The following is a 23,949-nucleotide window of genomic DNA, read 5'->3' as shown; positions in this document are numbered from 1 at the left end:
CCCTATCTGATCGGAATCCGGATCATGTTCTGAAAGAGGTCGGAGTGGACAATGGCTGAATTCGACGTCGACCTCTTTGTCATCGGTGGCGGTTCGGGCGGCGTGCGCGCCGCCCGCATCGCGGCCGGCTACGGCGCCCGCGTCATGATCGCGGAAGAGTACCGCATGGGCGGGACCTGCGTGATCCGCGGCTGTGTGCCGAAGAAGCTGTTCGTCATCGGCTCGCATTTCCGCCATGAGATCGAGGACGCCGCCGGCTTTGGCTGGACCGTTCCGTCTGCGACCTTCGACTGGCCGACGCTGATCGCCAACAAGGACAAGGAGATCGCGCGTCTGGAGGCGGCTTACACCGCCAATGTCGAGAAGTCGGGCGCGCAAATCGTCAAGAGCCGCGCGGTGATCGAGGACAAGCACACCGTCCGCCTGCTCGAGAACGACCGGAAGATCACTGCAAAATACATTTTGATCGCCACCGGCGGCGCGCCCAATCACGGCGCTCCGATTCCCGGCATCGAGCACGTGATCTCCTCCAACGAGGCGTTTCACCTGGCCAAGCTGCCGAAGCGGATCGTGATCCAGGGCGGCGGCTACATCGCGCTGGAGTTCGCCGGCATCTTCGCCGGCTTCGGCTCCGACGTCACAGTCATCTATCGCGGCGACAACATTCTTCGCGGCTTCGACGAGGATGTTCGCGCCCATGTCCGCGCCGAGATGGAGAAGCAGGGCATCACCATCCTGACCGGCTGCACGGTGACGAAGGTCGATCGGCACGGCGAGGAATTCACCACGCATCTGTCGAACGGATCGAGCCTTGCCTCCGACCAGGTGATGTTCGCGATCGGCCGCCATCCCGCGGTCGCCAATCTCGGCCTGGAGAAGGCCGGCGTCGCCATCAACCCGCGGAACGGCGGCATCGCGGTCGACCATTTCTCCAAGAGCTCGGTCGACAGCATCTACGCGATCGGCGACGTCACCCATCGCTTCAACCTGACGCCGGTCGCGATCCGCGAGGGCCATGCGTTCGCCGACAGCGTGTTCGGCAAGCGCGAGGTGCAGGTCGATCACGCCAACATCCCGACCGCCGTGTTCTCGCAGCCGGAGGTCGGCACCGTCGGCCTGACCGAGACGGAAGCCCGCGCGCAATTCAGCCATATCGACATTTACAAGACCACGTTCCGGCCCATCAAGGCGACGATGTCGGGCCGCGATACCCGCGTGCTGATGAAGCTCGTCGTCGATGGTTCAACCGACCGTGTGCTCGGCTGTCACATCGTCGGCGATGCCGCAGCCGAGATCACGCAGGCAGTCGCGATTGCGGTGAAGATGAAGGCGACCAAGGCCGATTTCGACGCGACGATCGCGCTGCATCCGACCGCGTCCGAAGAGCTCGTCACCATGCGCACCCCGACCGCCCGCCACGTCCGCCAAGCGGCGGAGTAACTCCGCTCAGCCGTACAGGTATCCGACCGGCTTGCCCTCGGTGCGCAGCGGACGGATGTCCTTCTGCGTGATGATCTGACCGGCGAGGCCGTCGATCTCGTCGCGTTGCGTCGGCGTCCAGCTGCGGAGGTCGTTCATGCCCTTGAGAAGGCCGAGCCGAAGGACCTGCGTGTTCTCACCAACACCGACGAGGCTTCTGGCGTTCTTGCCCGCCGTCACCACATCGCCGGCCGCGAGCTCAAAGGTCTCGCCAGTCTTGTTCCTGAATTCGGCCGTGCCGCGGATCACGCGGTAGATCACGACCTCGCCCTTGGCGAAACATGTGGTGTCCGCCGCTGACGACGTGCTCTTGGACAAGAGCGATTGGCCGCGCGGATCGGTTGCGATGATGTGGCCGGCGACGAGGTGACCGCTCGGAGCCTCGATCCCGATATCGCGCACGTAAACCGGCATGGCCGATTTGATCGGGCTGTCGGTGAGCGGCTTGAACAGCGCATCCAGCGCCAAGGGGTCCTGGAGCCAGAAGCCTGCATCGACCGGGCGATCATGCAGAGAGTGGCTCCATGCCACCCGCGGCGTCTCGGCTTCGTTGATCTGGTCCGGACCGACGATGGTCGGGTTTGGAAACGTCGTCGGGTCAGTGATGAAGGCTTCGAGGAATTTGCCCGAATAGCCCATCGAGATTGGATCCGGCACCACCGTCTGCGGCGTCTTCAGATTCTCTTCGGTCGACAGTCCCGACCAGGTGTAGAACAGCTGTCGGTGCACGATCGCGCTTTGCAGCATCACCGCGCCGGGGCCGACATTATAGAAGCGCCCGTCATAGTCGAACGTGAACGCGCCCGACGTGACCAGCACGAGCTGAAAGCCGCCCGGCGGCAGATGAAGATGGAAGTCGGTAGGGCCGGTGTCGGGCAGATAGATCGGCAGATTGGTCGCGACCTCGTGCAGCAGGAAGGTTTCGTTGTTGGCGTGGAAACCCTCGTTGGCGCGATTGTAGAGGGCCTGCGGCCGGTACGTTGCCTCGAACTTCGCATTCCGGTCGCGATCGATCGCCACGAACTCCTGATCGTTGAGGCGAAGGGGCGCGCCGTCCGGGCGGGTGAGGCCGGTGAATTTGAGATCGCCGGTGGCATGCACGTTCATGGCATTCTCCGATCTGGCCCGCTCACCCTGTCTCGGCGCACGCATCTTGCTGAGAGCAGGGGATCAGGCCTGATGCTGCCTTGCGAATTTTAGGCCAGTCGAGGCGGTGCGCGGCACGCAAGGCTTTGCGACTCGCCGCCACGCGATGAAAAATCGAGGTTGCACTTGAGGTTAGATGACACGCTTGACCAGCCTGCATGGCCATGTTCGCCCAGTCTGCAATCCTGGTGACGAGACGTGTCTTGTCTAATTTGGCGGCATTCTGGCGCGGATGCGCAGCTGCGCCGATCAGGAGAAGTCGGCGGCCGGGTGTCTGAAGCCGTTCATTCGAAAGCTCGACGGACGGTCCGCTCGGGCTTGCCGTACGGGCTGTCAGCCCACTTCGCCATGTCCACTGCACGCGCCTCGATGAGCTCGCACCAGAGGCAGCTGAGCTCCGCGCGCCCTTTGGCCGAGAGCATCGGAATGAGGCCATGGCCACAGCCAGCGCAACATTTGACGTGATTCATCGTTCTCTCCGCGACCTTACGCATTCAGGACCGACATTGTTGCTCGCGAAGCTTGCGCGGGCGCTATGAAGGCGCGGGAACGCCTGCGGCGGGGGTGCTCGTGCCCGAGATCGTCGCGTCTGCGATCCAGCGCGACACGGCGGCGATGTCTTCCGCATTGTCGCGGAAGGCGCGAAGCTGGAATTCGGCCGAGCTGCCGCGTTCGACGATGGTGCGACAGTGTTCGACCTCGGCCATGCAGTTCAGCGCGGCGGCGTCTTCGGCGATGTCCTCGATCACACGGGAGAGCAGCTCGGAGATCTCGACCGGCCCGTCCTTGGAGGCAAAGATGCAATCGGTGCCGTAGCGCTGGGCGCGCCATTTGTTTTCCACCGCAATTGCGCGTTCGACCGCGGTGACCTCTTTCGAGAGATGAGGTCGCAGGTAGAGATAGCGGGTCAGGCAGCGATAGAGCGAGGCAATGGCAACGGCGTCGTCGACGAAGGTGCAGGTATCGGGCGCACGCAGCTCGAGGGTCGGGTGCTTCATCGAGGGGCGCATGGCCCACCAGATGTGACTTTCATCGGGGATCACGCCCGAGCGCTGCAACGCGCCGACATATTCGTCGTAATCCTGCCGGCTCTCGAATAATTCGGGCAGGCCAGTGCGCGGCAGCTCGGAATAGGCGGCGAGCCGATAGCCCTTCAGTCCGGTCTTGTGTGAATTCCAGAACGGGGAGGAGGCCGACAGGGCGATGAACAAGGGCAGATGCGGCAGCATCGCTCGCATCACCGCCATGCGCTTTTCGGGATCGGGCAACTGGACGTGCACGTGCATGCCGCACATCAGGTTGCGGTGGCCGATGCTGCGCAGATCCTCAATCATCTCCTCGTAGCGTGGCTTCGGGCTCGGCTGCGACATGCGCCAGACCGCGGTCGGGTGCGTGCCGCAGGCCATGATCACGAAGCCGTATTGTGCCGCGACGTTTGCGACTTCGCGACGCAGGAAGCGAAGCTCTTCGCGCGCGTCGGCGACGTCGACATGCACGTTGGTGGCGACCTCGAGCTGCGACTGTAACATCTCCCGCATCGCCTGGCCGCCTGTCGACCAATTCGCAGATTCGAATAGCTCATTGGGGGTCTGGATCGCGACCTCCAGGCTGCGGCGATCGGCGAGGAAGTATTCCTCCTCGATACCGAACGAATATTCCGCAGCCTTGCCGCGTCCGCCGGCCGAGCGAATGACGAGGTGCTGCCTGTCCTCGGAGGAATCAAGCCGCAGCAGTTTCAAGACGTCTGACGCCAATGTCATCGTGCCACCCGGCCAAGGTATTTACCCGCGGGCGATAATCCTTCTGGCAGGAGCGGGTTCCGCGTCGACCTCACTGGAAATTGCAAGATCGAACGGAACAATTTTCGCGCTCTCGGACGCACGTGCGACCAGCGCGTGATTCGCGGGCACTTCCGTCCAGTCTGTTTCCTTGTCGAACGGCTCGGAGACGACGATGACTTGGCCGCCAGCCTCGCGGAAATAGAGCGTGTTGGCGGCATCGTTGACCGCAACCCGGAAGGCATAGAGATCCCGGCCGTTGGCGATGGCGCTGGTGAAGCGTAGCCGCTCACGAAGCTCGCCTTCGTTGACGAGGCCGACGAGGGCTCGCAGCACGCGATGCGTTGCGCCGAGCGGATCGGCGTCGAGACCCGCGCCCATCATGGCGAGAAACACGGCTTCCGAATCGGTCGTGCCTGTCCGCGAGGGGTAGTAGGCATCGGGGATCAGCGCCTCGACCTTGCGCCGTAGGCGATTCCAGCTGCCGACGAAACCATTGTGCATGAACATCCACTGGCCGCAGGCAAAGGGATGGCAGTTCTGCCGCGTCACTGCCGTGCCGGTGGCGGCGCGCACATGGGCGAAGAACAGATGCGAGCGCAAATGGCGGCAGAGGTAGCGGAGATTTTCGTCCGACCAAGCGGGGCGTGTTTCACGATAAAGACCAGGCTCCGGATGCTCACCGTACCAGCCGAGACCAAAGCCGTCGCCATTCGAGCCCGCCGTCGACTGGAGCGAGCGGATGCTTTGCGCGATGAGCGAATGCTCGGGCTCGGTGACATAGGGCTCGAAGGACGTGGTCTCGCCCCGGTATGCGATCCAGCGGCACATAGGAATTCCGTCAGGAGATGCTTGCTGAAATGTAACAACGAACCTGACAGGACGATGGTTCCCGACAGCGAGTGTCGGGAACCAAGTGGCTACTAAACCGGAACCGGAATCAATGGCGCAACCTCGCGATCACCAGCGTTCTCGCTCGCTGCGAGACCTTGCGCGACGCCGACACGGTCAGCCTCGGGACGGTTCTGGCTCATCTTGCGCTTGCCTTCGAACCGCACGACGGGAATCCGCACGCCGACGATTCCGCGCAGCTGAGTTGCGATGAAATCTTCGGGGGCATCGGTAACGGCCCACGGCTTTGCACGCGATCCTTCATGCCTATTCGTGAGCCGCGTCACGGCGTCGAGCAGGCGCTCGGGCTCCTGGAAGAATTCGACCGGGCCGTAGGCATGCACCGCGACGTAGTTCCAGGTCGGCACGACCTTTTCGGTTTCCTGCTTGGTCGCGTACCAGGACGGCGTCACATAGGCGTCGGGACCGCTGAAGATCGCCAGCGCATCTCCGATCGGCGGCAGTTTCCATTGCGGGTTGGCTTTCGCCACATGTCCGTACAGCACGCCATGTTCGCCTTCGCTCTCGTCGAGAAGCAGCGGCAGCGGCGTGGCGACGGGGCCTTCGCTGGTGGCCGTGACCAGGCTGGCGAGGCGGGCGCCGCGAATGGTCGCTCGGATGCTCTCGATGTCGTCCTTGAAGGCGGGAGGGATGTACATGTCTATCTCCGGTGTTGCTCTGGAGATAGCCGGAATCTGGCCTGTAAGAAACTGCTAGTTATCGTCTATTTGATCAGTCCAGTTTGGCGACGGCTTGTGCGAGAAGCCTGCAGCCGCGCTCGATCTGTGCCACCTCCAATGCCGAATAGCCCATGACGAGGCCGACCGTCTTCCGCGGTCGGCGAGGTCCGACGAACAGCGCAGAGACGGAATAGATGCCGACGCCCTTTGCATGGGCCGCCTTGATCAACGCGTCCTCTCGCTTCTGCGGCAGGTCGTCGAACCACGCCACGATGTGCAGGCCGGCGGCCGTGCCCTCGATCCGGACGCGGTCCCCGAACCTGCGGCGAAGCGCGTCGAGCAGCGCCCGCTGGCGTTCGGCGTTGCGCCGGCGCACGCGCCTGATGTGGCCGTCATAGGCGCCGCTTTCCAGCATCGACGCGAGAGCGTCCTGTTCGATCAGCGGCGTGTGCCGGTCCATGATCTGCTTGGCGGCGGCGATCAGGGATCGCAGGGCGGAGGGCACCACCAGAAAGCCGATCCGCAAGGTCGGCGAGAGCGTCTTGGAGACGGTGCCGAGATAGATCACATTGCCGCCGCCTTCCAGCGCGTGCAGCGGCGGGATCGGCTTGGTATCGTAGCGATACTCGCTGTCGTAATCGTCCTCGATCACGTAGGCGTCGTTTGCCCTGGCCCAGGCGAGCAATTGGTGCCGGCGGCCGATCGGCATGACGCCGCCGAGCGGATATTGGTGCGACGGCGTGACATAGGCGAGGCGGGCTTCGACGCCATCGAGCCGCGCTGTCTCCAGTCCGTCCACGTCGACGGGAATCGGGATCGCCTCGGCGCCCGTTGCTGCGAAAGTATGCCGCGCCATCTGGTAGCCGGGATCCTCCATCACGAAGCGGTCGCCGGCATCGAGCAGCAGGCGCGCGCAGATGTCGAGGCCCTGCTGCGAGCCGTTCACGACCACGATCTGATCGACCTCGCAGCGGACGCTACGCGACCGCCACAGATAGCCTTGAAGCGCGGTCCGCAGCCGCAGCGCTCCGCAGGGATCGTCATAGGCCAGCCGTTCGGGCTTGCGCGCCATCGCAGCGGTCACGGCCTTTTTCCATGCCAGTACCGGGAAATCCGACGGCGCGAGCTCGCCATAGCGGAAGTTCGCGACGAGCCCGCGCGGCGGCTCAGACCAGCGCGGCGGGTCTTGAAGCAACCGGCTCCCGAAGGCCGACAGCCGCACCTTCCGCGCCGACGGCCGCGACACTACGCGCGTGCGTCCTCGCTCGACGACGGCGCGAGCCACACGCGGTCGCGCGCCATGGCGTGTCTCGATGAAGCCTTCGGCGGCGAGCTGTTCGTAGGCGATCGTGACGGTCGAGCGCGCCACGCCCATCTCACCGGCCAGCGCGCGGGAGGACGGCAGCACCCCGTCGATCCCATACACCCTCGCCAGGATCTGATCTCTCAAAGCCTCGTAGATCTGGCGCGCGCCCATGCGGTCGGGATTGGTCTTCATCTGGATCATCCACATTCTGAACCGGCATTCGCCCGGGCGGACGATGTCGGAATGTGGTTCTAATCCCGTTCGCCGAGAGTTTCGACGTAAGCCTTGCCGTAGGGATGAAAATGCTCCCTGCGGCCCTGGTCCCACAGTGCCCTGAGGCCGGGCGCCGCGATGTCCCAATCCGGCCGGCACTTCATGCCGACTGCCCTGAGGTCCTGGCGGAGCTCTTCGACGGTTGGACGGCCGAAGAACCAGTAGCCGTTGTAGATCTTGTGAATGACGAGGCCGGGCTCGAGCACGATCACGTGCGGAATCATCGGATTATGGACGGGGTCGGTGTATTCGGCGATGTCGAGATCCTTCTGAACGAGGCGCCGCGAATCCGAGAGAAAGGGCCAGTGCGCTCCGACGCCGCTGCGATATTCGCTGGTCTGGGTGATGTTGTCGGTCGTGATCGTGACCATCCGGCAATAGCCCACCTCCATCTCGCGATGGAGTTGCAGCAAGCCTTCGGCCTGGCGACGATCCTTGGGACAAAATCCGCCGCGGCCGAGCACGAGCACCATTGGATCGCCCGCCTGCAGTTCGGAGAGCTTCCGGTGCTTGCCGGTGTGGTCGCTGAGTTCGTAATCCGGGAAGGTTACTCCCGGCATCATGTCAGGTCGCATTGCGCTCTCCCACTTTTACAGATCAACCACGACGTCGTTTCGGGGTCGTGAGCAGCAGATCAGGACATTGCCGTCCGCGGGCGGATCGAGCGGATCCGGCGCATAGTCAACCGTCCCCGCGATCAACCCGCTCTCGCAATTGTGGCAGACGCCGGTCCGGCACGACCAGCGCACGGGGACGTCGCACGCCTCGGCCAATTCCAGCAGGCTGGCATAGGATGGTCCCCAGCGGACATTGAGGCCACTCCGGGCGAACGAAACCATCGGGCCGGGGCCGGGGGCACCGATCGGCGGGTGCGCCCGCTTCTGCGGGGAGGACGCTATGCCGGGCGTCAAGGACGGTCCGGCGCCGAACAATTCGGTGTGGATGCGATCCGGTGCGACGCCCAACGTGGTGAGGCCAGCTTTCAGATCGTTCATGAAACCTGCCGGTCCGCACAGATAGAAATCGCCGTCACGCGGCACGCTCAGGGTCTGGAGCAGGCGTGCGTCGAGATGTCCGGCTGTGTCGAACGCCACATTGAGACGATCGTCCGGGTCAGGCGCGCTGTAGCAGACGTGGCTATGGTGACGAGAGAGCCCACCTAGCAATTCGCGCGCCTCGGCGGCGAACGCATGTTCGCGGCCATTGCGAGCGCCGTGCAGCCACCACACGTCCCGCGTCGTCGCTTCGGCGGCGAGCGCGTGAAGCATTGCGAGCAAAGGGGTGACGCCGATGCCGGCGCTCAACAGGATGACGGGGCGTGCATCTTGCCGGAGCGTGAAACTGCCGCGTGGCGCACCTAGTTGCACGGCAGCGCCGGCCAGCAGCTCGTCGGCAATGTAACGGCTGGCGGCGCCGTGAACTTCGCGCTTGATGCTGACGCGATAGGACGCGGCATCGGCGCCGCCCGACAGCGAATAGCTGCGTGTCATCGCCTGCGCACCGGAGGGCTCGAGCTTGATGACGACGAATTGACCGGGCAGGGCGGCCGCCACGGGATGTCCGTCGGCGGGTTCGAGGATCAGCGACGTCACGTTGCCGCTTTCGGCGATCTTTCGCGCCACGCGAAAGGAGCGGAATCCGCGCCAGGCCGGAGTTGGGCTCGCCGCCGGCCCAAGCCCGGCGTTTCCCGCGGTCTTGTTGTCCTTCTGCTGCTCGAGCAGCGCCTCGAAAGAACGGCGCCAGCCGCGGCTCAGCGCGGGAATCCGCAGCGCGCGCTCCAGGCGTTCGCGCGGATGAGGCGGCAGGTAAAGCAGCGCATTGATCTCGAACACGCTCATGCGCTCGGGTCCCACAGCGATCTGTGTGATCTCGTCACCGGCTTCGACGTCGCCTTCCTCGATCACACGGAAATAAAATCCGGGCCGCCCGTGCCTGACGAGCAGCGCGGCCATGTCCGGCTCGTCCATGCGAATGCCGAGACGGTAGCAGGTGACGCGCGGCTGCGTCACTTCGAACACCGCGGAGCCGATCCTGTAGCGGTCTCCGATGCACACGTTGGTGTCGGCGAGGCCCTCGACCGTAAAGTTCTCGCCGAACTGGCCATGAACGAGGTTGGATCGACCCGGATGCTCCTGCCAGTACCGATAGGATTCATCCTGATAGACGAATACGGCACGATGTTCGCCGCCATGACCGGCCGTATCGCCCTGGCCGTCGCCATCGATGTTGAGCCGGCGCACCCTGCGCGGGCCTGTGACCTGTGCCTTCCAGATGCCGGTGTGGACGGTCCGACCCTGCCAAGCGACGTCGCGCGGCAGGCCGACATTGACCGAAAGCAGACGTGCCATTCCGTGTTCCCGATCTGGCTGCGTGGTTCTGCCGTCATCCTTGCATCCGGACGGGTTTTTGGCTCGTTAGTCGTTGTTAGACGTTGCGAGCAAGCCTTGCCACCGGCGGCCCTGAGGCCAATTTGAAATGCGTAACGTAAACGCAGTCGGTACAACGGGAGATCACGATGGATGATCAGGGCAAGCTGGCCGCGCTCCAGCGCCATTGGGATGCTTCGGATGCGAACGATTTCGAGGCCGAGCACGACATCTATCGCGAGGACGCGGTGCTCGACTATCCGCAGTCCGGCGAGCGCATTCGCGGTCGCAGGAAGATTCAAGAGAGCCGGTTCGTGCAGCCGAACAAGAAGCGCTTCACGGTTCGGCGGATCGTCGGCAGTAACGATCTCTGGGTGAGCGAATTCGTGCTGACCTATGACGGGGTGCCGTCTTACGTAGTGAGCATCATGGAATTCCGCGACGGCCTCGTGGCGCACGAGACTCAATATTTCGGCGACAGGTTCGAGCCGTCGCCCTCGCGGGCGCATCTTGTCGAGCGGGTGGGGTAGGCTGAGTGCTCCGCACTCCGCTGTCATTCCCCGCGCAGGCGGGGAATCCAGTACGCTGCGGCTTCTCGACAAACTACGGGCGTCTCGGAGTACTGGATCGCCCGCCTGCGCGGGCGATGACTGTAAAAGACATGATCGCAGGTGCGGAGCGCGCAGAACTGCTTAGCCAATGTGGCAACACGGAACCCGATGCGGCGGCTGGTCGCAGTCGCGTCGTCTTGATTCCGACAGCCCCATCTTTATGTGTGAAACGAACAAGAATCCGGGCCCCTCTGGCGAGGAAGTCGACGCTGTCGGCAAAACCTCGTGATGTCGGATGACCTGTCCCGCGCGAATGCGATGGATCGGCCGATCGTCGGGCCTTCTTGAGAGTCTCTCCGACCGAATCGTCCCCATCGCAGCTCCGTGCGGTCTTTCGCAAGATAAGGGAGCAACGATGTCCGACGCCAAGCATTCAAATCCGATCGAAATCGAGATCACCGAGCCATCCAGCCTGAACGAGCAGGCTGCGGTGGCACTGGTGATCGTCGGCGCGCTGGTTGCCGTCGCCGACCGGCAAGTTTCGCCGGTCGAACGCGACGAGGTCGTCCGGTTCATCCGGGATCGCAAGCTGGCGCCGCATATCTCGGACGACCGGCTCTACGCGATGTTCGACGAGCTTGCTGAACGACTCGAGGAGCCGGATTTCGCCAATGTGGTGATCAAGAATTTGCGTCCGGTTTCAGACCTGCCGCTGTCGGCTCATTTGATGGAACTGTCGGAGCGCGTCGCGGCCGCGGACGAGGACGTGCATCCCCACGAAGTGCAGGCGATCAAGCTGTTGCGCCTGCTGACGCTGGTGCTGCCGCGCGCAAAGCAGGTGACGCCGGGTGCAGTGCGCGCCGAACACCGCATCGCCGCCGAGGAGTAAGCATGAGCGTAGTTTCGGACGAGGATAAGACAGGGACTGCGGGCGCTAGCGGCCAGATGGCTGGCGGCGACCCGCGCCTCGACAAGCTTGTCCGTCGCCTGCCGCCGCGCATGGGCGACACCGTCACCTATCTGCTCAAGCCATCCAGCCGCTGGGTGAGAATCCCTTCGGGTGCGCTGCTGATTGTCGGCGGCGTGCTCTCCTTCCTGCCGGTGCTCGGCGTCTGGATGCTACCGCTCGGCCTCGCTTTGCTCGCGGAAGACGTGCCCGCGCTGCGCTCCGGGCGCGCCAAGGTTCTGGATTGGGTCGAGCGGAAGAAGCCGCACTGGCTCGATCCGTCCGCACCGAAAAATGACCAATCATGACTGAATTCATCACCACCGAAGCGCTGACCGCGCTGCTTCAGGTCGTCCTGATCGACCTCGTGCTCGCCGGCGACAACGCCGTCGTCATCGGCCTTGCCGCAGCCGGCCTCCCGGCCGATCAGCGCCGGCGCGCCATCGTCGTCGGCATCATCGCCGCCACCGCCCTGCGCATCGTCTTTGCCGGCGTCGCGACCCAGCTTCTGCAAGTGATCGGGCTATTGCTCGCCGGCGGCGTGCTGCTGCTCTGGGTGTGCTGGAAGATGTGGCGGGAGCTGCGCGAGCAGTCCGCGCATGCGAACGAACTCGCGTTCAGCCATGGCGGCAGCAGCGCTGCGCCTGCGTCCCGAAAGACCTTCAGGCAGGCGGCGGTGCAGATCGTCGCCGCCGACGTCTCGATGTCGCTCGACAACGTGCTCGCGGTCGCGGGCGCTGCGCGCGAGCATCCCTACATCCTCGCTTTCGGCCTGCTATTGTCGGTCGCGTTGATGGGCGTCGCCGCCGATTTGCTCGGCCGCGTGCTCCAGAAGCAGCGCTGGATCGGCTATGTCGGCCTCGCCATCATCGTTTACGTCGCCTTCGAGATGATCTATCGCGGATCGCTCGAGCTCGCGCCTGTGATCGCGAGTCTCTGAGGCAACGCGCCTGTCCATCATCCGGAGTGATCAATGACGTCCGAACCCAAAGCACCTTCGGCGGATTCCGTGCCGGCGCCGCAAATCGGCCCGTTTGCCCAACTCATCTTTGGCTCGCGCTGGCTGCAGGTCCCGCTTTATGTCGGCCTCATCGTCGCGCAGGCCGTCTATGTGCTGCTGTTCCTGAAGGAGCTCTGGCACCTGGTCGTGCACTCGTTCGACGCCAGCGAGCAGCAGATCATGCTGGTCGTGCTCGGGCTGATCGACGTCGTGATGATCTCGAACCTGCTGGTGATGGTGATCGTCGGCGGTTACGAGACCTTCGTCTCGCGCCTGAACCTCAGCGGTCATCCGGACGAGCCGGAATGGCTCAGCCACGTCAATGCCAGCGTGCTCAAGATCAAGCTTGCGATGGCGATCATCGGCATCTCCTCGATCTCGCTGCTCAGGACCTTCATCGAGGCGGGCAATCTCGGCACGACGCGGAGCAATTTCACCGAGAGCGGCGTGATGTGGCAGGTGCTGATCCACCTGACCTTCATCATCTCCGCGATCGGCATCGCCTGGGTCGACCGCCTCGGCGATAGCGGCCAGCGCAAGGGGGCTGGCCACGGCTGAACGTCAGACCGTCGGCGTTTGATCAGGCGATCTGCGGATGCGCCGCGTTTTCCCGCCGCTCGCGCTCGCCCAGTTCGCGCACCAGCTCCTGGAGGAAGGATTCCGTGTAAGCGGGGAGGGTGCGCTCGGCGCGAACGTAGATGCCGAGATCTGACCACACCGGGCTGCCGGCATTGTCGAGCGGCAGGAAGACGAGCCGGCTGTCGCGCGACAGCCTGCTGATGCCGAGCTGGGTCTGGAAGCGACGCCGCGCGCCGCGAGCTCGCGCATCAGGTCGATCGAGTTGGCCTGGATGGCCGGCTCCGGGGTCTCGGAGAGCTGCGCGATCAGCGGCTGGAGCAGATGATAGATCGACAGCTCCGGCAGCGCGTGGATGACGGGAAAGGCGAGACATTGGGGCAGCGTGACCGTCTTGCCGCGCGCCAGTGGATGCTCGCGCGCGACGACCGCGCCCAGGCGAAACCGTTTCAAGGCGACCTGGCGCAGGTCCGGCGGATGCCGCAGCGCCATGGCGATGCCGATGTCGGCCTCGCCGCGGCTCAGGGCCTCCAGCACGTCCGACGATCCCTTCACTTCGGTGGTGAAGCTGACGCGCCGGGCGCGGCCGCGATGGGAGGCTATCAGGTCGGGCAGCACCGACTCCGTGAGCGACTCGATGCAGGCAATGCTGACGGTGCCGTGCCAAGTCCCCGCCAGGGATGCGACGTCCGAGCGGAAGCGGTCGAGGTCCTGGAGCACGTTCATGACGTGCCGGGCCAACATCTCGCCGACCGTCGTCAGCGTCAGGCCGCGCGCATTGCGCTCGAACAAGGGTGACCCAACCTCCTGTTCAAGCTTGAGAATCTGGCGGCTTACGGCCGACGAGGCAACGTTCAGCATGCGCGCAGCGGCCCGGATCGAGCCGGTGCGGCGGACGGCGTGGAAGTACTGGATGGCCGGTGAGTGAAATCGCATGGGACCCCCGGCCGGACTATAGCCGTTGCCGAAACGGCATCAACGTGTACGAAATTCTGTGCTTTTCGAGTGCGCTCCTCCCACCTAGGTTCGCCGCCGGCTTGGCCGGTCCTGTCGGGCCGTCATGCCATGCGCAACGAGGCGCCAGGGGATCCCGGGTGGACGAGAACATTGTTTGCGAGGTCGCGCCGGACACGCGTCTGGTCGATCGCCGTCGCGCGGCGGCCTATGTCGGCGTGACCGCCGGACGCTTCGAGCAGCTGGTGCGCGACAGCGTCGTGCCACCGCCGGTCATGGTGGACAACAAGCGGCGCTGGCCGCTCGCGTTGCTCGACGTTGCGAAGGACGCGGTTGTCGCCAGCAGCATGCCGTGCCTGCCGCAGGTGATGGTCGAGATTGCGCAGGACGCGCGTCCCTGCGAACGGGCCCCCGCACCAGCCTCGCACGAACTGCCGGATAAAAACTGGTTCGAGCAGCGCGCGCGGTTCGTTCAGCGCGTGCGCCGGTCGCTGCTGTCGGGCAACGAGATACGGCTCTTGCGCGAGTTCAAGCTGCTCAGGCAGAACCAGATCAGCATGTTCGGCTATTACGGCAGTTTCGAAGCCCTGATGGTGCGCGGCTACATCGTCGAGCTCGCGCGAAAGCCGCCGTCGAGCCGTCCGCTGGTGACGTACCGGCTGACCGCGCAGGGCGAGCGGGTCACGTCGGCGCTCAAGGGCGAGCCGGCGATCTGACCGGCGCGGACAAGGCGATGGCATCCTCCGGCATCATCGCACGGCGTGCATCTCCAGAAATGCCTTCACGCCGGTGACGGTGCCCGTATCCGACGGCACATAACCGGGCAGGGTGGCGATGGCTGCGCGAAAATCGGCGCTGCGGATGATCTCCAGGATGCGCTGCATCGGCCCGGTGTCCAGGAACGCGCGCTTGCAGACGAAGAAATAATCCTCGGTCAGGAGCCGGATGAAATCGAGGCCGAAATGCCGGGCGGCGGCTTCGACGCCGAAGCTCGCATCAGCCATGCCGCTCGCGACATAGGCTGCGACCGCGGCGTGGGTGAATTCGATCTGCTGCGCGCCGTTGATCCTGCTCTCGTCGATGCCGTTTGCCGCAAGCAGTTGGTCGAACAGAAGCCGCGTGCCGGAATCGTGGTCGCGGTTGACGAAGCGGACTTTGGGTCCGGTGAGATCACCAAGCGAAGCAATGCGCAGCGGATTGCCGCGCGCGACCATCAATCCCATTTCGCGTGTGACGAAGCTGATGATGCGATCCTCGCGCGGATCGAGCCATTCGCGCGCAGCCTTGATGCCCTGGGCGCGCAGCGCGCCGTGCGGCAGATGCAGGCCGGAGAGATCGCAGGCGCCCTGCGCCAGCGAGACCAGCGAATGCTGGTTGCTGACATAGCGCAGATCGACGCCGATGCCGGGCTCGCGGTCGAGGAATTCGCGCAGTTTTGCGACCGCAAAACCGTGGCTGGCATGCACGCGGATCACCGACGGGCGCTGCTCGAGGAACGGCTTGATCTCGCTCGCCAGCTCCTGTGCCAGATTCTCAAGCTGAGGTCCGAGCCGGGCCTGCATGCGCTCGCCCGCCCACACCAGCCGCTCGCCGAACGGCGTGAGTTTCGAGCCCTTGCCGCGCTGGGTTTCCACCAGCGGCGTGCCGAAGAACTCCGACCATTGCTCGATCAGATTCCAGACATGGCGATAGGAGAGGTGCGCATCCTTGGCCGCGCTGGTGATCTTCCCGGTTCTCCTGATCTCGTTGAGGACGCCAAGCATGATGACGGCGGTGCGCGGATTGCCCTCCCGGCGAAACCGCCAGACGGCCTCGATCTCGATCTGAAGCATTGGTCCTCCCTATGAACTACATTTCATATGACCGCGGTCCATTTGCAATCCATATCATATTTACTCCCATCCACAGGCGCCTAGTCTGGTATACCAGAACTGGAGGAATATGATGTCTGTTGCATATGACTTTGCACACTCGCCGGCCACCGAGTTCATGTCCCGGCCACAGCATCTGCTGATCGACGGTCGCCGCGTCCCGGCGAACTCCGGTCGCACATTCAAGTCGCTCAATCCGGCCACCGGGCAGGTCATCGCCATCGTCGCCGAAGGCAACGAGGCCGATGTCGATCATGCAGTAGCGGCCGCGCGCCGGACCTTCGAAGGCCCCTGGCGCACGATGCGGGCGTCCGAGCGCGGCCAGATCCTGCTACGCTGGGCAGACCTGCTCAAGGCTCACGCCGAGGAGATCATCGAACTCGAGTCGATCGATGCGGGCAAGCCGATCGCCGCGACATCGCGGCAGGATTTTCCGGCCGCCGTCGACACGCTGATCTACTACGCCGGTTGGGCCGACAAGATCAGCGGCGACGTCGTACCCGTGCGCGATGATGCCCTGACCTACACCGTGCGAGAGCCGGTCGGCGTGGTCGCGGCGATCGTGCCCTGGAATTTCCCGCTGATGATCGGGATGTGGAAGCTCGCGCCGGCGCTGGCCTGCGGCTGCACCATCGTGATGAAGCCGGCCGAGCTGACCTCGTTGTCGGCGCTACGCATCGCCGAGCTCGCGCTTGAAGCCGGCCTGCCGGCGGGCGTCTTCAACGTCGTCACTGGCCCCGGCCGCGTCGTCGGCGACGCGCTGGTCAATCATCCCGACGTCGACAAGGTCACCTTCACCGGCTCTCCCGGTGTCGGGCGGGGAATCATGAAGGGCGCCGCTAGCAACTTCAAGCGCGTCTCGCTCGAGCTCGGCGGCAAGTCGGCCAACGTCATTTTCGACGATGCCGATCTCGAAGCCGCATCGAAAGCTGCGGCTTCCGGCATCTTCTTCAATGCCGGCCAAGTCTGCTCGGCCGGCTCTCGCGTGCTGGTGCAGGAAAAAGCCTATGGCGAGGTCGTCGAGCGGCTGGCGGCACGCGCAAAGTCGCTCAGGATCGGCGACCCGCTCGACCGCAAGACGACGCTCGGCCCCGTCATATCCGAGAAGCAGATGAAGTCGGTCCTCGATTATGTCGAGATCGGCCGGAAGGAGGGCGCGACCCTCGTCACCGGTGGCGAGAAGGTCGGCGATCGCGGCTACTTCATCAGCCCCGCGGTGTTCGCGAATGTCGCGCACGAGATGCGGATCTCGCAGGAGGAGATCTTTGGCCCCGTCGTCAGCGTCATCAAGTTCAAGGATGAAGCCGACGCTTTGCGGATTGCCAACGGCACGGCTTACAGCCTCGCCGCCGGCGTCTGGAGCCGCGACATCGGCAAGCTGCAGCGCTTTGCCAAGCGGGCGCGCGCGGGCACGGTCTGGATGAACACCTATGGCTATACCGACGTGCGGCTGCCCTGGGGCGGCGAGCGCGACTCCGGCCTCGGCCGCGAGCACGGCACCGCCGCGCTCGACAATTTCACGGAGCCCAAGGCTGTCTGGATGAATCTGGCCGTTTGATACCTCCCGAGCGGCCAACCCTGGAGCCCGCCTGACCACCCGTGCAGGCGGGCTCTTTTTTCGGGATCGATAAGATTGTCTGCTTTCTGCTCAGCGGCGGCAAACCCTGCGGACAAGAACCATGCGGCCTTAAACCCCGGCTTTGGAACCGGCGTGCATCCTGCCTGCAACAGGGTGGGGCATCAGCATGTCAGTTCTCAGGGAGGTCGTCGTCGCAATCGCGGGAGTCTACGCACTTCTGTTCGCGTGCGACGCAATGTTCGGGGTCGGCGAGGCGCGCTTCGACGACGCCTATTACAGCGCCAGTTTTTACGCGCCGCGGCCTAAGGAGTTTCGTTTTGCGGGCGATACGCCGCCGGCCGTCCGCGTCAGCCAGGCCTTTGCGCAGTTCGCGCCGGGCGAAGCCAAGCCGAACAAGCGCTACTCGTCGCTGACGACGATCCTCCGGTAAGCGCCGTCTACTCTCCCTGGATCCATTCCGCGACGCCACGCCACAACGTGTCGCGGTGGTCGGGGCGGAAGAAGCCGAAATGGCCGATCGCCTTGGCGCCGACGTCGGACGGCTTCACGTTGAGCACCTCAGGCTTGATCGCGGTGAATCCGCTCGCAAGCAGCTCGACCGCGGGCCGCGTCGCCCAGGGATCGTCGGAGAAGCAGAGGGTGCGCAGCTCGCCCTTGAACTTGGCGAAATTCTCCAGCGCCGGCAGCTTTGAATCGAAGAGATAGCGGGGGCTCGAGACCCACTCGGCCCATTGCAGGAAGACGCCCTTGGGCAAATCCTCGCCGATGCCGGCCCAGGCCGGCGCGTAACCGAGCGCGTGCACGAGCGGCACGCCGACAAAATTCATGAAGGCGAAGACGCGGTATTTTTCCGGCGACGTCATCAGCCGCCAGGTCGCCGCCTGCGAGGCCACCAACGCGGCGCGCGAAATGTCCGTGTTGTTCGCGAGCAGCCCGAGCGCCTGGCCGCCGAAGGAATGCCCGACATAGGTCAAGGGCAGGGTATTGTAGCGCTCGCGCATCCAGTGCACTGCGGCGGTGACGTCGAGCGCGGCCCAGTCCGACATCGAGGCCTTGAAGCCGACCAGCGATTTCGGCCGGTTGTAGCCGACCATCGCCGGCAGCCGGGAGTCGCCGATGCCGCGATAGTCGTAGGTCAGGACCGCGCAGCCGCGATGGGCGAGATAGGAGGCAAAGCCACGATAGATTTTTCGCGGGACGGCGGTGGCGGAGTTGATCAAGACGGCATGGCGCTTGGTCCCGCGCGGCAGGAATAGGGTGCCGGTCAGCGCATATCCGTCAGTCGCCGGGAAGCTGATCTCGTCGATGAAACGTCGTCTAGTGCCACGTCCATGGGCCGAAGGTATCTTGCCAGTTTCCAAGCAGTTCCCAGCAAGTGCGAATTTGGCTTTCCCCGCAAGGCTTTGCAGTGCCAGACGGATTTACAACTGGCGGCCGGTGGCCACCCTGTGTATAAGGCGACCCTCGCAACCCACAGATCAGGTTGTGCTTTTTGCTTCACGGAGAGATTGCGATGTCCGAGCGGTGGACGCCCGAGTCCTGGCGCAGCAAGCCGGTGCTACAGGTGCCCGATTATCCCGACGCCAAGGCCCTGGCCGACGTCGAGGCGCAGCTTGCGACCTTTCCGCCGCTGGTGTTCGCGGGCGAGGCGCGCAATCTGAAGAAGGCGCTGGCGCGGGTCGCAGCCGGTGAGGCCTTCCTGCTGCAGGGCGGCGACTGCGCCGAGAGTTTTGCCGAGCACGGCGCCAACAACATCCGCGACTTCTTTCGCGTGCTGCTCCAGATGGCGGTGGTGCTGACTTATGCCGGCGCCGTCCCGGTGGTGAAGGTCGGGCGCGTTGCCGGCCAGTTCGCAAAACCCCGGTCCTCGTCGACCGAGAAGATCGACGGTGTCGAGCTGCCGAGCTATCGCGGCGACATCGTCAACGACATCGCCTTCACCAAGCAAGCGCGCATCCCCGATCCGCAGCGCCAGCTGATGGCCTATCGCCAGTCGGCCGCGACGCTGAACCTGCTGCGTGCATTCGCGACCGGCGGCTACGCCAATCTCGGCAGCGTGCATCAGTGGATGCTCGGCTTCCTCAAGGATAGTCCGCAGTCCCGTCGCTACAAGGAATTGGCCGACCGCATCTCCGATGCGCTCAATTTCATGCGCGCCTGCGGCCTCGATCTCGAGGCCCATCCCGAGCTGCGCGCCACTGATTTCTACACCAGCCACGAGGCCCTGCTGCTCGGCTACGAGCAGGCCATGACCCGGGTCGATTCCACCACCGGCGACTGGTACGCGACCTCGGGCCACATGATCTGGATCGGCGACCGCACCCGCCAGCTCGACCACGGCCATATCGAATATTTCCGCGGCATCAAGAATCCGATCGGGCTCAAATGCGGCCCGTCGCTCAAGCCCGACGAACTGCTGAAGCTGATCGACGTGCTCAATCCCGACAACGAACCGGGCCGGCTGACGCTGATCGGCCGCTTCGGTTCCGACAAGATCGGCGAGCATCTGCCGAACATGATCCGCGCCGTAAAGCGCGAGGGCAAAGTGGTGGTCTGGTCGTGCGATCCCATGCACGGCAACACCATCACCTCGACGTCGGGTTACAAGACGCGCCCCTTCGACCGCATCCTGTCCGAGGTGAAGTCGTTCTTCGCGATCCACGCCGCGGAAGGCACCCATGCCGGCGGCGTGCATCTGGAGATGACCGGCCAGGACGTCACCGAGTGCCTCGGCGGCGCCCGCGCGATCACTGACGAGGATCTCAACGACCGCTATCACACGGTCTGTGATCCCCGGCTCAATGCCGAGCAATCCATCGATATGGCTTTCCTGGTCGCAGAACTGCTCAAGCAGGAACGCGCCGGCAAGGTCAGGCCGATGCCGGTCGCAGCGGGGCTCTGAGACCTTGCTGCGAATCTGGAAGGCCACGATCAATTCCCGTAACGGTCTGGCCTTTGCGTTCCGCTCGGAGCAGGCCGTCCGCGAGGAAATCGTTGCGCTCCTCTTGTCGCTGCCGCTCGCGTGGTTCGTCGGCGCGACCGCGATGCGGGCGGTCGAGCTGATCTGCGCGGTCGCGTTCGTGCTGGTGGTCGAGCTGCTCAATACGGCGATCGAGAAGCTTGCCGACCGGCTGACCATGGATCACGACAAGCAGATCGGACGGGTCAAGGACATGGGCTCGGCCGCGGTCGGTGTCGCGCTGCTGATGGCCGGCGCGTTCTGGATCATCGCCATCATCGAGCGATTGGGATTTCTTTAAAGCGCGTATCGCGCTTTAAACTGTTTTTTCAGCATGATCTTTTCGGAAAACCGCTTCACTCTTTTCCGGATCATGCTCTGATCGGAGCGCCATGACCGAACGTCTCAACGCATTCGCGGTCACGCTCGCCCAGCTCAATCCGACCATGGGCGACATCGAGGGCAATGCCGCGAAAGCGCGCGCGGCGCGCGTGCAGGCAGCCGCCGACGGTGCCGATCTCGTGCTGTTTCCGGAATTGTTCATCGCCGGCTACCCGCCGGAAGATCTCGTGCAGAAGCCTTCCTTTCAGGCCGCCTGCCGCGCTGCGATCGAAGCGCTGGCGCGCGAGACCGCCGATGGCGGGCCGGCGATGCTGATCGGCACGCCCTGGGTCGAGGAGGGCAGGCTCTATAATGCCTGCGCGCTGCTCGATGGCGGCCGTATCGCTGGCCTGCGCTTCAAATGCAATCTACCGAATTACGGCGTGTTCGACGAGAAGCGGCTGTTTTCGCGCGGGCCTGCCGCCGGCCCCGTCACCGTGCGCGGCGTGCGCGTCGGTGTGCCGATCTGCGAGGACATCTGGCTTGAGGAGTCCGAGGACTACGAGAACGTGGTCGAGACGCTGGCCGAGACCGGCGCCGAGATCATCCTCGTGCCGAACGGCTCGCCTTACGCCCGCGACAAGGCCGACGTGCGCTTGTCGGTCGCGGTCGCGCGCGTCACCGAGAGCGGTCTGCCGCTGGTCTATCTCAACCAGGTTTGCGGCCAGGACGAGTTGGTGTTCGACGGCGCCTCCTTTGCGCTCAACGGCGACCTTTCGCTCGCAGCGCAATTGCCGGCGTTCGCGGAGAGCATCACCACACTGCACTTCACGAGAAGCGGCGACGATTGGCGTTGCACCGGGCCGATCGCCGCGCAGCCCGAGGCAGACTACGCCGACTACGCGGCCTGCGTGCTGGGCTTGCGCGACTACGTCGCCAAGAATGGCTTTCCCGGCGTGCTGCTCGGCATTTCCGGCGGCATCGACTCCGCGCTGTGCGCGGCGATCGCGGTCGATGCACTCGGTTCCGATCAGGTGCACGGCGTGATGCTGCCTTATCGCTACACCGCGGCAAGCTCGATTGCGGACGCCGGCGAGCTCGCCGGCCATCTCGGCATCCGCTACGAGGTGCTGCCGATCGCCGAAGCGGTGACCGGGTTCGAGACCATCCTGTCCGGCGTCTTCAAGAATCTGCCGCCCGATGTCACCGAGGAGAATCTCCAGGCCCGCACCCGCGGCACGCTGCTGATGGCGATCTCGAACAAGACCGGCCTGATGGTGGTGACCACAGGCAACAAGTCGGAGATGTCGGTCGGCTACGCCACGCTCTATGGCGACATGAACGGCGGCTTCAATCCGATCAAGGACATCTACAAGACACAGGTGTTTCGGCTGGCAAGCTTGCGTAATTCGTGGAAGCCCGAGGGGGCGCTGGGGCCGGCCGGTGAGGTGATCCCGCCCGACATCATCACGCGTCCGCCGACCGCGGAGCTGCGCGAGAACCAGACCGACCAGGATTCGTTGCCGGCTTACGACGCGCTTGATGCCATCCTGGAGCGTCTCATCGAGCGCGAAGAGCCGCTCGATATAATCATCGCCGCGGGCTTTGACCGCGAGACGGTCACCCGCATCGACCATCTCCTCAACGTCGCCGAATACAAGCGCCGCCAGGCCGCGCCCGGCGTCAAGGTCACAGCCAGGAATTTCGGCCGCGACCGCCGCTATCCCATCACCAACCGCTTTCGCGACAAAGGCGAGCAGCTCGGCGCTCCGGATGAGACGCTGGTCTCGCGTGGGAGCAAAGCCTCGATCGACGCGTTTGAGGGGTGAGGCTGGCGCTTGCGCTGCCGTTTCCGCAACCGAGATCGGCGTTATTGTGCCCTCGCCCCTTGCGGGAGAGGGCAGCTCCGCTGTCGAAGCGAACTCATTCGGGTGAGGGGTCTATCTCCGCGTACTCATGTGCACATGTGAGCGGATAGAACCCCTCATCCGGCGCTTCGCGCCACCTTCTCCCGCAAGGGGAGAAGGGAAGGGCTATTACTTCTGTTGTTGCGGCAGGAAGCTCGGGCCGACCGAACGGATCGGCTTGTTCTCGGAAGGCGTCGCAGGGGTGCCGGTGTCCGCCGGCGGCGTTGCTGCCGGGGCGCCAGCAGTCGTCGGTGCCGGAGCCGCACCCTTCTTGCCATTGGCGGCAGGCGTGCCCTTGTTGAGCTGCCGCTGCTGCATTTTCTTGGCGCTCTCCTCGGTGACGATGATGTCACCTTGCTGTTCGGCCGACGCCTTGTCGTCGGCCGATTTGAGCGCGTCCGCCCAGGTCTGGCCCGCGGCCTTGCAGGAGCAGGACGGGTTGAACTCGCTGCGGAATTTGAACGCGGTCGGCAGCGCCGTGTAGGGCTGGCCGCTGGTGGAGACCGCGGAGTTCATGTCTTCACCGGGATTGCGATGGGTGTAGAGCACGGCCTCGGCGGCCGGGCACAGCGCCTTGCAGGTCTTCTCGTCGTCGGGGAAGCGCGCCGGCACGGTCGCAAACGAGACCGGGAAGTAGGCGCCGTCGCAGGTGCGCACGCACACAGTGCGATAGGTGCCTGATTGCGGGCCGAGATCGGACGGCGGCACGCCTTGCGGATTATTGGGGTTGTTGCCGCCGAACAGATTGCTCAGGAAATTGCCGCCGCCTTGCGACTGCGCCGCATTGGCATATTGCGGGCCGCAATTGTTCTGCGCCAGCGCTGCCAGCACCGAGCGGCGCTGGTTGTCACGCTCGGGGCTAAAGCCGCCGGGGCCGCCGCCGCGCAGGCGTTCGAGATTGCCGGTGATCTGGTCCAGATTGGCGCGCATCTGCTGGATCTGGGTGTTGACCGGACCGCATTGCGCCGACTGGCCGCTGAACAGCGAGAAGAAGCCGGAGGAATCGCAACCCATGCGCTTGGCCTGCATGGTGACACGATCGAGCTCGGCCTGCTGCTTGGTCTGAGATTCCTGATAGCGGCGGATCTGGTCTTCGCGCGCGGGATCACCGCCGCCGCCACGATCGAGACCGGCGAGCTGACCTTCCAGGCGCGCGCACATCGGGTTGGGTCCGAGCCCGTTCTGGCCGGGCTGAGGCGGCGGTCCCGGCGGGCCGGCCTGTGCGAACGCGTTATTGGCGAGCGCAACCGTGCTGAAGAGCACGGCAGAGGCAAGGATCAAGCGAGCACGGGAGAGAGACATAAATTCAGGCATATCCGCCATTCTAGCGAGGTCACGGCCAGGCGTGATGTGGGGAGGCCGGAGC

The 23,949-nt window shown here is 64.5% G+C and carries 22 protein-coding genes and 1 pseudogene; 12 read left to right on the top strand and 11 right to left on the bottom strand.

The window, feature by feature from the left end; all coding sequences use genetic code 11:
* Positions 1 to 51: 51 nt before the first annotated feature.
* A complete protein-coding gene (gene gor / locus IVB54_RS23710; protein WP_018459374.1) occupies positions 52 to 1,440 on the top strand; it encodes a glutathione-disulfide reductase in 1,389 nt (462 codons plus the stop codon).
* A gap of 6 nt (positions 1,441 to 1,446) precedes the next feature.
* Here the strand turns inward: gor and IVB54_RS23705 are convergent, their stop codons facing one another.
* The 7 genes from IVB54_RS23705 to IVB54_RS23675 all read right to left on the bottom strand — a co-directional run bounded on the left by IVB54_RS23705 (position 1,447) and on the right by IVB54_RS23675 (position 9,901).
* Positions 1,447 to 2,586: a glucuronate isomerase gene (locus IVB54_RS23705; protein ID WP_247776467.1), complete on the bottom strand. Its 1,140-nt coding sequence runs from the start codon at positions 2,584 to 2,586 to the stop codon at positions 1,447 to 1,449.
* Between the two features lie 572 nt (positions 2,587 to 3,158).
* A complete protein-coding gene (locus IVB54_RS23700; protein WP_026233789.1) occupies positions 3,159 to 4,385 on the bottom strand; it encodes a carboxylate-amine ligase in 1,227 nt (408 codons plus the stop codon).
* 21 nt (positions 4,386 to 4,406) lie between these two features.
* Positions 4,407 to 5,234 (bottom strand): class II glutamine amidotransferase, encoded by an 828-nt coding sequence (locus tag IVB54_RS23695; RefSeq protein WP_018459370.1) that lies wholly within the window; start codon positions 5,232 to 5,234, stop codon positions 4,407 to 4,409.
* Between the two features lie 92 nt (positions 5,235 to 5,326).
* Positions 5,327 to 5,953, bottom strand: a complete 627-nt coding sequence (locus IVB54_RS23690) for an FMN-binding negative transcriptional regulator (RefSeq protein WP_018459369.1) — start codon at positions 5,951 to 5,953, stop codon at positions 5,327 to 5,329.
* 73 nt (positions 5,954 to 6,026) lie between these two features.
* A complete protein-coding gene (locus IVB54_RS23685; RefSeq protein WP_026233788.1) occupies positions 6,027 to 7,481 on the bottom strand; it encodes a PLP-dependent aminotransferase family protein in 1,455 nt (484 codons plus the stop codon).
* A 50-nt stretch (positions 7,482 to 7,531) separates the two neighbouring features.
* The gene (locus IVB54_RS23680; RefSeq protein ID WP_026233787.1) at positions 7,532 to 8,128 is read right to left on the bottom strand and encodes a redoxin domain-containing protein; all 597 of its coding nucleotides are present in this window, start codon (positions 8,126 to 8,128) and stop codon (positions 7,532 to 7,534) included.
* A 15-nt stretch (positions 8,129 to 8,143) separates the two neighbouring features.
* Positions 8,144 to 9,901: an MOSC and FAD-binding oxidoreductase domain-containing protein gene (locus IVB54_RS23675; protein ID WP_018459366.1), complete on the bottom strand. Its 1,758-nt coding sequence runs from the start codon at positions 9,899 to 9,901 to the stop codon at positions 8,144 to 8,146.
* Positions 9,902 to 10,068: 167 nt separating this feature from the next.
* On the opposite strand from IVB54_RS23675, the gene IVB54_RS23670 reads away from it, so the two are divergent.
* The 5 genes from IVB54_RS23670 (at position 10,069) to IVB54_RS23650 (ending at position 12,974) form a co-directional block, all read left to right on the top strand.
* Positions 10,069 to 10,449, top strand: coding sequence for a nuclear transport factor 2 family protein (locus IVB54_RS23670; RefSeq protein ID WP_018459365.1), 381 nt, complete (start codon positions 10,069 to 10,071; stop codon positions 10,447 to 10,449).
* Between the two features lie 436 nt (positions 10,450 to 10,885).
* Positions 10,886 to 11,359, top strand: coding sequence for a tellurite resistance TerB family protein (locus tag IVB54_RS23665; RefSeq protein WP_018459364.1), 474 nt, complete (start codon positions 10,886 to 10,888; stop codon positions 11,357 to 11,359).
* Positions 11,360 to 11,361: 2 nt separating this feature from the next.
* A complete protein-coding gene (locus tag IVB54_RS23660; RefSeq protein WP_026233786.1) occupies positions 11,362 to 11,724 on the top strand; it encodes a hypothetical protein in 363 nt (120 codons plus the stop codon).
* Entirely contained in the window at positions 11,721 to 12,356 is a 636-nt protein-coding gene (locus tag IVB54_RS23655) for a TerC family protein (protein WP_018459362.1), read from the top strand. Before IVB54_RS23660 ends, IVB54_RS23655 begins: the two co-directional genes overlap by 4 nt.
* 33 nt (positions 12,357 to 12,389) lie before the next feature.
* On the top strand, positions 12,390 to 12,974 hold the full coding sequence (locus IVB54_RS23650) for a TIGR00645 family protein (RefSeq protein WP_018459361.1): 585 nt from the start codon (positions 12,390 to 12,392) through the stop codon (positions 12,972 to 12,974).
* Positions 12,975 to 12,977: 3 nt separating this feature from the next.
* On the opposite strand, the gene IVB54_RS23645 is transcribed toward IVB54_RS23650, so the two are convergent.
* The gene (locus IVB54_RS23645) at positions 12,978 to 13,928 is read right to left on the bottom strand and encodes a LysR family transcriptional regulator (RefSeq protein ID WP_245288533.1); all 951 of its coding nucleotides are present in this window, start codon (positions 13,926 to 13,928) and stop codon (positions 12,978 to 12,980) included.
* A 158-nt stretch (positions 13,929 to 14,086) separates the two neighbouring features.
* On the opposite strand from IVB54_RS23645, the gene IVB54_RS23640 reads away from it, so the two are divergent.
* A complete protein-coding gene (locus IVB54_RS23640) occupies positions 14,087 to 14,662 on the top strand; it encodes a hypothetical protein (RefSeq protein ID WP_018459360.1) in 576 nt (191 codons plus the stop codon).
* A gap of 33 nt (positions 14,663 to 14,695) precedes the next feature.
* On the opposite strand, the gene IVB54_RS23635 is transcribed toward IVB54_RS23640, so the two are convergent.
* A complete protein-coding gene (locus IVB54_RS23635) occupies positions 14,696 to 15,778 on the bottom strand; it encodes a substrate-binding domain-containing protein (RefSeq protein WP_018459359.1) in 1,083 nt (360 codons plus the stop codon).
* A 112-nt stretch (positions 15,779 to 15,890) separates the two neighbouring features.
* Here IVB54_RS23635 and IVB54_RS23630 point away from each other — a divergent pair, with 112 nt between their 5' ends.
* Positions 15,891 to 17,375 carry an aldehyde dehydrogenase family protein gene (locus IVB54_RS23630; RefSeq protein WP_026233785.1) on the top strand — a complete coding sequence of 495 codons (1,485 nt, stop codon included), beginning with the start codon at positions 15,891 to 15,893 and terminating at the stop codon, positions 17,373 to 17,375.
* 187 nt (positions 17,376 to 17,562) lie between these two features.
* Entirely contained in the window at positions 17,563 to 17,826 is a 264-nt protein-coding gene (locus IVB54_RS23625; protein ID WP_018459357.1) for a hypothetical protein, read from the top strand.
* Positions 17,827 to 17,833: 7 nt separating this feature from the next.
* Here IVB54_RS23625 and IVB54_RS23620 read toward each other — a convergent pair.
* A pseudogene (locus tag IVB54_RS23620) lies at positions 17,834 to 18,729 on the bottom strand (alpha/beta fold hydrolase).
* A gap of 180 nt (positions 18,730 to 18,909) precedes the next feature.
* On the opposite strand from IVB54_RS23620, the gene IVB54_RS23615 reads away from it, so the two are divergent.
* The 3 genes from IVB54_RS23615 (at position 18,910) to IVB54_RS23605 (ending at position 22,505) form a co-directional block, all read left to right on the top strand.
* Positions 18,910 to 20,298, top strand: coding sequence for a 3-deoxy-7-phosphoheptulonate synthase class II (locus tag IVB54_RS23615; RefSeq protein ID WP_018459356.1), 1,389 nt, complete (start codon positions 18,910 to 18,912; stop codon positions 20,296 to 20,298).
* A gap of 4 nt (positions 20,299 to 20,302) precedes the next feature.
* Complete coding sequence (locus IVB54_RS23610; RefSeq protein WP_018459355.1) at positions 20,303 to 20,656, top strand: diacylglycerol kinase; 354 nt, start codon at positions 20,303 to 20,305, stop codon at positions 20,654 to 20,656.
* A gap of 91 nt (positions 20,657 to 20,747) precedes the next feature.
* Entirely contained in the window at positions 20,748 to 22,505 is a 1,758-nt protein-coding gene (locus IVB54_RS23605) for an NAD+ synthase (protein WP_018459354.1), read from the top strand.
* A gap of 207 nt (positions 22,506 to 22,712) precedes the next feature.
* Here IVB54_RS23605 and IVB54_RS23600 read toward each other — a convergent pair whose 3' ends face one another.
* Positions 22,713 to 23,906, bottom strand: coding sequence for a DUF2865 domain-containing protein (locus IVB54_RS23600; protein ID WP_085395861.1), 1,194 nt, complete (start codon positions 23,904 to 23,906; stop codon positions 22,713 to 22,715).
* Positions 23,907 to 23,949 lie beyond the last annotated feature (43 nt).

The sequence above is a fragment of the Bradyrhizobium sp. CW1 genome (assembly GCF_023100665.1).
GTDB classification, from domain to species: domain Bacteria; phylum Pseudomonadota; class Alphaproteobacteria; order Rhizobiales; family Xanthobacteraceae; genus Bradyrhizobium; species Bradyrhizobium canariense_D.
Note: the sequence above shows the minus strand (reverse complement) of the source record. Positions and strands in the feature narration are given on the sequence as shown.

What these genes read in the sequence shown, in the direction of transcription:
- IVB54_RS23675 (WP_018459366.1), bottom strand. Translation starts at nt 9,901, where the DNA reads ATGGCACGTCTGCTTTCGGTCAATGTCGGCCTGCCGCGCGACGTCGCT.
- IVB54_RS23705 (WP_247776467.1), bottom strand. Translation starts at nt 2,586, where the DNA reads ATGAACGTGCATGCCACCGGCGATCTCAAATTCACCGGCCTCACCCGC.
- IVB54_RS23660 (WP_026233786.1), top strand. Translation starts at nt 11,362, where the DNA reads ATGAGCGTAGTTTCGGACGAGGATAAGACAGGGACTGCGGGCGCTAGC.
- IVB54_RS23635 (WP_018459359.1), bottom strand. Translation starts at nt 15,778, where the DNA reads ATGCTTCAGATCGAGATCGAGGCCGTCTGGCGGTTTCGCCGGGAGGGC.
- IVB54_RS23665 (WP_018459364.1), top strand. Translation starts at nt 10,886, where the DNA reads ATGTCCGACGCCAAGCATTCAAATCCGATCGAAATCGAGATCACCGAG.
- IVB54_RS23630 (WP_026233785.1), top strand. Translation starts at nt 15,891, where the DNA reads ATGTCTGTTGCATATGACTTTGCACACTCGCCGGCCACCGAGTTCATG.
- IVB54_RS23655 (WP_018459362.1), top strand. Translation starts at nt 11,721, where the DNA reads ATGACTGAATTCATCACCACCGAAGCGCTGACCGCGCTGCTTCAGGTC.
- IVB54_RS23625 (WP_018459357.1), top strand. Translation starts at nt 17,563, where the DNA reads ATGTCAGTTCTCAGGGAGGTCGTCGTCGCAATCGCGGGAGTCTACGCA.
- IVB54_RS23615 (WP_018459356.1), top strand. Translation starts at nt 18,910, where the DNA reads ATGTCCGAGCGGTGGACGCCCGAGTCCTGGCGCAGCAAGCCGGTGCTA.
- IVB54_RS23600 (WP_085395861.1), bottom strand. Translation starts at nt 23,906, where the DNA reads ATGGCGGATATGCCTGAATTTATGTCTCTCTCCCGTGCTCGCTTGATC.
- IVB54_RS23645 (WP_245288533.1), bottom strand. Translation starts at nt 13,928, where the DNA reads ATGCGATTTCACTCACCGGCCATCCAGTACTTCCACGCCGTCCGCCGC.
- IVB54_RS23700 (WP_026233789.1), bottom strand. Translation starts at nt 4,385, where the DNA reads ATGACATTGGCGTCAGACGTCTTGAAACTGCTGCGGCTTGATTCCTCC.
- IVB54_RS23695 (WP_018459370.1), bottom strand. Translation starts at nt 5,234, where the DNA reads ATGTGCCGCTGGATCGCATACCGGGGCGAGACCACGTCCTTCGAGCCC.
- IVB54_RS23650 (WP_018459361.1), top strand. Translation starts at nt 12,390, where the DNA reads ATGACGTCCGAACCCAAAGCACCTTCGGCGGATTCCGTGCCGGCGCCG.
- IVB54_RS23605 (WP_018459354.1), top strand. Translation starts at nt 20,748, where the DNA reads ATGACCGAACGTCTCAACGCATTCGCGGTCACGCTCGCCCAGCTCAAT.
- IVB54_RS23670 (WP_018459365.1), top strand. Translation starts at nt 10,069, where the DNA reads ATGGATGATCAGGGCAAGCTGGCCGCGCTCCAGCGCCATTGGGATGCT.
- IVB54_RS23680 (WP_026233787.1), bottom strand. Translation starts at nt 8,128, where the DNA reads ATGCGACCTGACATGATGCCGGGAGTAACCTTCCCGGATTACGAACTC.
- IVB54_RS23690 (WP_018459369.1), bottom strand. Translation starts at nt 5,953, where the DNA reads ATGTACATCCCTCCCGCCTTCAAGGACGACATCGAGAGCATCCGAGCG.
- IVB54_RS23685 (WP_026233788.1), bottom strand. Translation starts at nt 7,481, where the DNA reads ATGATCCAGATGAAGACCAATCCCGACCGCATGGGCGCGCGCCAGATC.
- gor (WP_018459374.1), top strand. Translation starts at nt 52, where the DNA reads ATGGCTGAATTCGACGTCGACCTCTTTGTCATCGGTGGCGGTTCGGGC.